This window comes from Mycobacterium sp. 1245852.3, from assembly GCF_001669335.1.
In the GTDB taxonomy this organism is placed as follows: domain Bacteria; phylum Actinomycetota; class Actinomycetes; order Mycobacteriales; family Mycobacteriaceae; genus Mycobacterium; species Mycobacterium europaeum_A.
Map to the genome: position 1 here is coordinate 1 of NZ_LZLL01000142.1, position 8,508 is coordinate 8,508.

Here is an 8,508-nt window from a genome sequence, read left to right on the forward strand (position 1 = left end):
ATCCAGAACCTCGATCACGACGGCACACACGGCTTCCGGATTCTGCCGCAAGGTAGCCAGACCTACTGATTGGACGATGTTGTGGCTAAACAGATCACCGAGCGCGAACCCCGCAACAACAGCAACCTGATCGACTTGCGAGGCGCCATACTCTGCGCCGGCGTGGCCACCGTGCTCACCGGCCTAGCCGCCCCTCCTGCTGCCGCAGACCCACCCGACTACACCGGCTACCACGCCGTCGACCCGAAACCCTTCCAGACCTTCAACACCTACGGCGGCGGCGGCGCACAGTTCACCTCGCCCAGCGGCCAACTGTGCCGGATCGTGGTCATCTCCCGCGGCATGTTCGCCTACGTCGAATGCCTAGGCGAGCTGCACGGCTCCGCCGAAGGCAACAACCTCGTGCGGATCACGACCACGAGCCCAAGCCGGTTTTCGAAGACCGCACGCGAAGAGTTCCTCAACACCCAGCGCGTGGGACCCGACGGCGTCACCCGCGAACCCACCGGTGCCGCGGGATTCATACCGCTGCCCGCAGGCAGCAGCCTGACCTACACCAGCAGCGTCTGGTCCGGCACCTGCGCAGTCGACGCGACCAGCACCCGCTGCACCATTACCAGCAACCACAGCGACGGCACCAGCACCACCAAGAGCTTCGCATCGACCGCCACCGACGCAACAATCGACTGATGTTTGAAGAAGACCCAGCGCCTCGCGATCAACCCGGATCTGGTTGGGCCCGTTTGGGTTGGTTGCTTTTCGCCGGGCTGATCGCGAACGCGACGGCGGCCTAAACCAAGAAGGAGGCGGTCGTTTTCGACATGCTGTTGGGAACGGTCATGCCAATAGGCTTGCGGCAGCGGACCGTCCGCGGGATCTCCGTGAGACTACTCAGATTTCACGGTGCGATCGCGGGGCCGCGCCAGCAGCGCCGCCGCGCCCACCTCGATCGCCGCAGCGACTACCGTCGCCACCTCGACCGCGGCGAACTCGGAGTCCACGAGCGGTTTAACCACCGCCACCACGGCCAACGCAGGCATCACCAGCCGCACCCACCAGGCGACCACACTATCGCCCGGAATACGCGAATTCGCTTCTGTGACAAGCACATACAACGCCATTAACAGCAGGAAGGCCGCGCCAAAGATGACCGTGGCGATCCGGCGCGCGCCGTGGGCCGACAAGACGGCAGCCGTTACCGCGACAAGCGCCATCACCACCACTCGCGCGATGGTGTTCGGCCTCGCCTGGCGCGTTACCCTCAGGTCCGCCGCGACGCGCACCACCGCCCACCCCGAGGCCAACGCAGCGGCCACCCCGACAGCGACGGCAGTGATAGTCATCCACGTCCGACCCGCTTCGGCATAGAACTCCGGCACCGCTTCCCCCAGGAGTTTGGCACTCCTGCGCCACGGCCCCACCACACCCTGGTGATCACCCACCCACAACACCACGGCAGCCACGGCCACCACCGCGACCGCCAGCGACATCGATCTGCCCGGCCTGGCAATGCGCGCGGCCCGGACCGTGATGAGTTCAACGCCCACCATCCCCAGACCGAAGCCGACGAGCTGGCCAGACAGCTGGCCCGCCGTTGCGGCCGTGCCGATCACAACGGGGTCACTGCCCGCCGCGACGCGCGCAGTGACTGCCACCGCAAGGTAGACGCAGATGAGCAACCCTGCGGCCACGAGCGGCGCCACCAGCGACGCGATGACCCTAGTCGACGCCCAACAGGCAATGGCACCAACGACGAGCGCGGCCCCCGCCGCGGCGACCGGTAACCACGAAAAAATCTGGGCAGGGTCTTCACCGGATGAAAACTGCAGCAGCAGAAGCGATCCGAGGGTGGTGGCGAACTTCGCTGCCAGCACCAAATAGGCGAGCAGCTGGACGATGCCGGCTGCGGTCCCCGCCCTCGGGCCTAGGGCGGCACCCACCAATTCGGCGGTGTTTCGCGCATGGGGTGCGTAGCGGCGCAGCCGCGCCAAGGCGTAGATCACCGGGACCATGACCGCCGCCCCGAGCAGCGCTCCCAGTCCGTACTGCGCCGCAGACACAATCACCGCCATACTCAGTCCGGCGGCTTGCCACGTTCCGAGGACGCGCTCGCCGGAGCCGGTTTCTGGCTGGGCCTGTGCCTCTAGCGATTTCTTCGGCATGTCCTAAGCATGACTTACGCCTAAGCGGGAGCGGCATTACTGCCGAGCGCCACGATGGCGTCTCCCTGTTGGCTTGCGTATTTCTCGGCGAGTCTTTGTTCGGCACCGATCGGGTTACCCCTCTGGGCTCCCCCGGGAGGATTAGCATCGGCAGTTCCTCGAGTCGCGCCGGCGCCAGCCTTGGGGGACTGCCGATCGACGATCTCTGTCACTCGCTCTCGTTATCGTCGCAGCGACCGACCTCAGCCCGAAGCCGTCAGAGCTGTCGTGGTGCCGATGACCGCGCTCTGGCGGCTTTATACGCCCATGAGCCCAGTACCAGTGCGATCAGTAACGCGCCCCCCAACATGGCGCAGCCGGTGGTGCGGTGAAAATCTCGCATGCCTGCCGGCGAGTACACGCCCTGCTGGACATTTTCCTGTTGCATGCCAGTTCACTGGCGCCGTCAGCACCGCTGGGTCGGTGCCTGCCGGGTTCAACTTCTCGATCGTTCTTATCGACCGGTACCCGCGGGAGGTCAGCACCGAGCAGGTGTCAGCCGGCCCCATCCGGTGTCCGTCGCAGTGCGGCCCAGCCAGATCTTGGTAGGCGACCAGGCAGGCCCCGAACAATAGAGCGATGAACATCAGGCCCAGGGCGCCGACCCCGAGGCGGACCACGACGTGCCAGAAAACCGCCCCTATGGTGCGCCCTGGGGCCGCCGGGTGTAGCCCGTCTACTTCAGCATCGGTCACAACAACCCTCCCGCGAGGGAACCAACCTCATTTAGACGACACGCCAGTGCCTATCTGCAGTCGCTAAAGTCTCTGTTTAGTTGCCGCTGCAATTCAGCCGCCTCCGCCGTCTGATTGCCCTGAGGGCCTTGCGGTTTCGGCGATCCACTGCCGTCACGGCAGTCAGGCACTTGAAGATCTCCGGTGAACTGGTGGAAATTATCAGGCTCCACTATGAGGTGCCATTGCAGTTGCAGCGGGTGTTGTTTGGTGGGCGCGACGGTGGAAATGACTGATTTGAGGTCGCGGTACGCCGTAGCAGGGTCCGTGATGTACACCGATAGCGCAGTGATCCTGGCGTCGTCGACGCGCACGTAATAGACCGGCATCGCCAGCCGCGATATCAGGGCGTCGACGTTTGCGCGCTGCTCGGCGGTGATCGGGACACCGACTTCCCAGGTGGGGAATTTGGTCGGCTCGGCAGAACGGACATAGACGGTCATCGATTCGGGCTGCACAGTGGCCAACGCTGCGTTCAAGACGTCGCTGGTGTGGTCGGTATCCGATACTTCAAGGCGCGCCGTGGCACCGTCACGTGACCATAGAATCGACCCCTGTGGCACACGCGCCCTCAGTTGTCGCAAGCGATGTGCGTCACCGGCGATCTGGGCCGGGTCGAGCTTTGCGCCGCGCTTTACCTCGAGTCGGTCGCCGACGACGAAGTCACAGGATTGGCGGTAATCGTTGAAATCCCCGCCTTTGATACGGGTGATACGTGAGGCCACTGCCGCGATCTGTTCCTCGCTTGCTTTTGGCATCGCCACTACCAGGCTCAACTGGGCTCCGTTCTCAAAATCATTGGTATATAGTGGATTAACGTCGTCAACGCCCGGCATGTTGGCGATCTCGGCCTGAAGGCGGCGCACCTCGGCGCTGCGGTCAGGAGGCGTGCACGCAGCCACGACCAAGGCCAGCCATGCCATGGCCGCCACACATAACCGCTTCACCTGCGCCGGGAGGCGGCGTGTGACACGCCGCCTCACTGCACTGATCTCATAGCCAAGCACCTTGCCTGCCTTACCTTTACACCCCCACTGTGCGTAACCCTAGACCGCTTTGCAGCCCGTCGAGATGAGGCTGGTGCCCTGGGCGGTGACGTCGTACAGGTAATGGTCAGCCACCACATACGTTGGAAGAGCTTCAACATAGGCGCGGCCATACACCGCCGTCAGCACCGCGAAGTCTTCCATCGCCGGATTGCCGCTACGTCGACCCAATCGGTCTAATTCGTCGTCAACGGCGCTCATGACCGGCCGGATGCCGTCATTGAGGGCTCGCTGTTGAGGGCTCCACTGGCTCGCGGGGATGTCCTCATCCGTGTCATGCCATGCTGCGGCGGCATCATTGAAACGAGCAAACGCGGAGGTGAAGTCCGCGCATGTTGAGTTGCTGGCGCGTAGGAATCGCTGCGGGTCGGCCGGGTCGTCGGTCTGCGGCGACGCGTTCGTCGGTGGGGCCGCCATGGTGATCAGTGGTCCGCGCCGTGCGGCAGCCCCATGGCTAATCGCATCGCAGATGGCGAAGATCGCGTTGCCGGCCGCATAGGTGACACGCAACAGCAGATCATCGCGTGAGGTGTACTGCGGGATTCGGTCTGCGTAAGCGCGCCAGTAGGCGATCAGCTGCTCGTAGAGTTCCCGGACCACCCGGTGCGGGGTTTGCCTGGCCAGCATCACGGTCTTATCGGCGGCCTCACGTATCGCCGTGTCGGCGGCCCGATATTGGGCGCTCAACTGCGCATTCCAGGCAGATGCCGGGATGGATTTGTCTCTGTCGTGCCAGCCAGAGGTTTTCTCGCTGGCCGCCAAAGGATGGGCAACGTTACCCCATGCCCCGCAGGTGGGTTCTTCGGTGATGATGCTTATCGGTGCGGCGTCTTTAGCACTAGCCACACCAGGACGCTGCGGCGACGAATGCCTGACAACGACAATGGTCACCGTGACCGAGACTGCGATAGCTACCGCAAATGCCGCCGCTCCCACAAGCATCCACTTCTGTTTGCCGTTCTTCGGTCGCCGCCCGGCGGGTGTAGACCACGGCAGCGGCGACCCCTCCGGCGACCCCCAGTGGTCATCCGGCCCTGGCACGCTCATCTGAGCTCCCCTCGAGCTGGAGAACCTTCGTTATACCGACGACGCCGACGAGGACCAAACGCTTGCTCGCCAGGCCAGCCTCTCCGGACATGGCCAAAGCCTACGATGAGCGGCCCCCGCGTCGAGATGGAAGACCGACTGCAGTAGCGCTGCAACCAACGATGTTCACCAAGATATTCACGAAAACTGTGGTCGAGAGTCCGGATGTCAGTTGAGATGGTCTCAAGAACGGACACGCGAAAGGAGGTGAACAGATGAAGAAGACACTTCCTCTCGTGATGATGTTCTGTGGCCTCGTGTCGGGACTCCTCGCAAGCCCTGCGGCGGCGGACATGAATAGCTACATGAACTGCATCCTGTTGAGTAGACAGCACTTGAGCCCGGAACCACCTCAGGCAAAGCAGCTTGTCTACAACACAATCGGACAAGAAGTATCCCGGAACATTCGCAACAACGGGAGTTCCTCGATGGCGGAGATCTCACGTCTCGAAGGCAATGGGATTGACCCACAGCTTGCACAGATGATCGTCCAGTGTGCCAGTGTTAACGGTCCGATTTGATGTCCCGTCGCGCAAGTTGCAAATGCTGAATCGGCGCCTGGTTCTTCCCAAGGGCCGCCTCCCTTCTGGGACACTTAGAACCTGTGTGGGCTCGAATCGTTGTTGCGCCCTGGTGGGTGAGCTGGCTGGCGAACGCCGCGTTCGGTGCGATCACGCTTGGCGCAGTCGCGGCGTTGCTATACCCGAATTTTTTCGCCGTCGCCGGATGGTTGTGGGGACCGCTCACCGTGGCGGGGTTCGCTCTGCTGATATCAGCGTGCCTGGTTTTCGTCCAGCGCCCGTTCCGCCAGGCTTATTCTGCAGCCCTCACTGGACTTAGCCGCCAGCAGCGGGCCCAAATCAGCAGGGCATTGCGCCACGGAGAGATCCCTTCTGAACCGCGCGTGCTGGTGGCTGCCGTCAAGGTGGGCACTTTGCGGCTGACGCACACACGTCGGGCCCTGCACGGGTCGAGGACATTGATATGGCTGACGCCGGCCTTCCTCAGCCTTGCCGGAGTTTTGTCCTTCCTGTCCAACGATATTCGGCGCGGAGTTTTCTTTGTCGGGTTCGCGCTGTACTTCGCGATCTACTACGCGTGGCTTGGGTACCGCAAGGATCAGCTGACCACGCACGTGGAATCGTTGCGCGCCAGCGCAGAAGCTGACGACACGCCGGTAGACGTCGACTATGCGGCGCCGCCGCGGCGACTAAAGATGTCGATCCCGCTGTTTATTGTGGCTGGAATCGCCACTGTGACAATCGCATACCTCTCGGATCGCCCCAACCCGGACTGCAGAACCGTCGACTCGGTCGCCAACTTCAACTTCAAGACCAATAGCGTGCTCACCGCGCGGCTGACAGCCGACGCGGATCTGGCCAGCTACCGGGATTGGTCCAACCAGCTGCAAACCTACGCACAACAAGCATCCACCCCCGATATTGCTCGCCGCCTTCACCGGATCGCCGACCTATCCGTGCAGGCGGTGGCTCAGCGACAAGCTATCAACAACGACGAAATAGCCGGGCGCTCAAGTGATGTTATCCACAGCGACCAATCCGCATATCTGAGCACCATCAGTGAGCTGCTCGACGAACAGCAAGCCCTCATCTCAACTTGCCGCCGTTCCTGACCCGGGTCCTCACCCATTCACTGATAGCCGGCCCCGCACCCGGCCCGATTCTCACAGCGGCTATTACCGCATCACTTCGAGATGTCTGGAAGTGCTCGAAGTCGAACTCGTTCAACGATTTCCGCGCCAAGACTCGGACCTTGAGATGCGACACCTTCGCCACCCCGGCTTCAGCGTGCGAACAGGTCACGTGACAGGCCTTCGACGCGGGTTTCTCCCCCGGGAGCCACTCTCGTGGCCCGCGCCTTCGACTGGCTGGTCGACCGGTTCACCCAGACACCCAGACATACAGACTGGCAGCCTTGACGGTGTCCTCGTCAGAGGAGCGGTGGCACGATGACCGGAATGGAGGAAGAGGTGCCTACTGTCAGCCTGCGTTTGTGGCGTGCCGACGCGATCGTCTTGTTCGACTGGTTGGCCCATACCGATCTGAACACCGTGCCGATCACGCATCCGGCGCAAAAGCAGGCGCTGGCTGATCTGATGACGCGGTTCGAATGGGCGGCCGGTGCGGATGTGACCGCGGCGACTGTTGACGAGGTCGCGGCAGCCCAAGCAGAAGTGGCACGTGACATGGGCTGGTGAGGGAACGACGGAATCCGTTCGTGGCCTTTGACGCCAGCTTGCTAGCGGGCTGGCTGGTAGGCGTTGGCGCGGCTCGCCGGGTGCAGGTACGGGGGTCGGACGGAGGCGGTACCCAGCGGCCCTGTCTGGACGCCGGCGGATTGGGTGAGGCAGCGCACCGGCGCTGTGCGGCCCAGCACACCGGGCTCATGTTCGTGGCCGGCGGCCCAGCTTGAGATATCGGGGGTTTCGGTGACTTCCCATCGTGTGACGAGGCCTTCTCCGACGCCGCGGTGCTTGCCGATCGAGAACAGGTCAGTGAGCAGTTCACGGATGAGGTCGGCATCGCCGACGGCGCGCCAGGTCAAGGTCGCGGCGGGATGCGCCATGACAGGGACGATGCGCTTTTGATAGCGGCCCTGGGCGTCGGAAACTGCTTGGCTTCCAATGACGGGGGTCAGTTGCTGAAGCCGGCCGCGATTCGTGCGTGAGGTGCGCCAGCGCATGTCGGGGTCGGTGGCGTGATGGGGGTGGAGGTCGGCGAAGGTGGCCATCCAGTGCCAGTCGGCGTCAGAGGTGGGATCGCCGCATTTGGCGAGTGGAAGGGCAAGCGTCTCAGGTTCTTCGGTGTGTTGATAGGTGAACTCTTCGCCCGCTGTGCGGGCGGCCCACTTACGGCGGTGCCACAGTACTGAGGCGAGTAATCCATCCAAGGCCACGCCCCAGGGGCGGGACAGCACGACACCGTGTGGTGTGATGGCGGTGATCTGCAGAGCAATCATGCGTGTGTGTCAACTCAGTTGGGATAGCGTGGTGATCGCCTCGTCGCGGTGAGCGGCTAAGTCCGCTGCCCAGTCGAGAGTGTCGTCGGGAAGATTGCCGCGAAGCGTGGTCGCGGTGACGGTGGCGATGACCCGGCCGTGGCCGGCGGCGATGCGGCCGCCGAGGTGTCCTCGGGTGGCGAATTCGTCCAGGACGGAAAGCAGGAATGCTGCTTGGATGGGGGTGGCGTTGGTGAGTCGAACCCAGGTCTGCAGTCGGGTTCCCGCGGGCAGTGTCTCAACCCCGAATCGTCCGAGCGGACTGCTGTTTTCATCTGAGTCCGTGCTGGGAGGCCGGGCGGTGGTGGTGCGGTGATCGGACAGGTGGCTAAACGATTCTTCTGCGACGCCAAGCACGGCAGGCAAGGCTTTGGATCGGGGTGGGCGGGGCAGGATGTGGGAGAGTTCGGCGATCTCGGGCAG

General features: G+C 63.3%; 9 protein-coding genes. 4 read left to right on the plus strand and 5 right to left on the minus strand.

The window, feature by feature from the left end:
• Window positions 1-81: 81 nt before the first annotated feature.
• Window positions 82-690 (plus strand): hypothetical protein, encoded by a 609-nt coding sequence (locus A9W96_RS06345; protein WP_067138484.1) that lies wholly within the window; start codon window positions 82-84, stop codon window positions 688-690.
• A gap of 197 nt (window positions 691-887) precedes the next feature.
• On the opposite strand, the gene A9W96_RS06350 is transcribed toward A9W96_RS06345, so the two are convergent.
• From A9W96_RS06350 to A9W96_RS06360, 3 genes are all read right to left on the minus strand, one after another.
• Window positions 888-2,162, minus strand: a complete 1,275-nt coding sequence (locus A9W96_RS06350) for a hypothetical protein (RefSeq protein WP_067138486.1) — start codon at window positions 2,160-2,162, stop codon at window positions 888-890.
• Window positions 2,163-2,946: 784 nt separating this feature from the next.
• Window positions 2,947-3,858, minus strand: coding sequence for a hypothetical protein (locus tag A9W96_RS06355; protein WP_067138488.1), 912 nt, complete (start codon window positions 3,856-3,858; stop codon window positions 2,947-2,949).
• A 123-nt stretch (window positions 3,859-3,981) separates the two neighbouring features.
• Window positions 3,982-4,872, minus strand: a complete 891-nt coding sequence (locus A9W96_RS06360; RefSeq protein WP_156765132.1) for a hypothetical protein — start codon at window positions 4,870-4,872, stop codon at window positions 3,982-3,984.
• 410 nt (window positions 4,873-5,282) lie between these two features.
• On the opposite strand from A9W96_RS06360, the gene A9W96_RS31235 reads away from it, so the two are divergent.
• From A9W96_RS31235 to A9W96_RS06370, 3 genes are all read left to right on the plus strand, one after another.
• Entirely contained in the window at window positions 5,283-5,588 is a 306-nt protein-coding gene (locus tag A9W96_RS31235; RefSeq protein ID WP_156765133.1) for a hypothetical protein, read from the plus strand.
• A 116-nt stretch (window positions 5,589-5,704) separates the two neighbouring features.
• On the plus strand, window positions 5,705-6,700 hold the full coding sequence (locus A9W96_RS06365) for a hypothetical protein (RefSeq protein ID WP_067138492.1): 996 nt from the start codon (window positions 5,705-5,707) through the stop codon (window positions 6,698-6,700).
• Window positions 6,701-7,036: 336 nt separating this feature from the next.
• Window positions 7,037-7,285, plus strand: a complete 249-nt coding sequence (locus A9W96_RS06370; protein ID WP_197499420.1) for a hypothetical protein — start codon at window positions 7,037-7,039, stop codon at window positions 7,283-7,285.
• 41 nt (window positions 7,286-7,326) lie between these two features.
• Here A9W96_RS06370 and A9W96_RS06375 read toward each other — a convergent pair whose 3' ends face one another.
• Window positions 7,327-8,046: a hypothetical protein gene (locus tag A9W96_RS06375; protein WP_067138494.1), complete on the minus strand. Its 720-nt coding sequence runs from the start codon at window positions 8,044-8,046 to the stop codon at window positions 7,327-7,329.
• Between the two features lie 9 nt (window positions 8,047-8,055).
• Window positions 8,056-8,508 (minus strand): RAMP superfamily CRISPR-associated protein (locus tag A9W96_RS06380; RefSeq protein WP_231999610.1); only part of this gene is annotated, 453 nt, incomplete at its 5' end.